The following is a 261-nucleotide window of genomic DNA, read 5'->3' as shown; positions in this document are numbered from 1 at the left end:
CCGATGCCGCGCTGTACATCACCATCACCAAATATGGCACCAAGTACATGGTGCTCGACAGCGCCACCGTCGTCGCGGCCGATGCCAAGCTCGTGGACCTGGTGGGCGGCCAGACGCTGTGGACCGGCCACGCCAGCGCCTCGAGCAACGAAGGCAATAACAGCAGCGGCGGCGGCTTGATCGGCATGCTGGTGGTGGCCGCCGTCAAGCAGATCATCAACAGCGCGACCGACCAGGGCTACAACATGGCCGGCGTGACAA

At 64.4% G+C, this 261-nt stretch carries 1 protein-coding gene; it reads left to right on the top strand.

The window, feature by feature from the left end; translation table 11 throughout:
• On the top strand, positions 1-261 hold a 261-nt coding region (locus FAZ69_RS33085), incomplete at both ends, for a GNA1162 family protein (protein WP_169708848.1).

The sequence above is a fragment of the Trinickia terrae genome (genome assembly GCF_005144415.1).
Lineage (GTDB): Bacteria > Pseudomonadota > Gammaproteobacteria > Burkholderiales > Burkholderiaceae > Trinickia_A > Trinickia_A terrae.
This window is presented reverse-complemented; position numbering and strand designations above follow the sequence as displayed.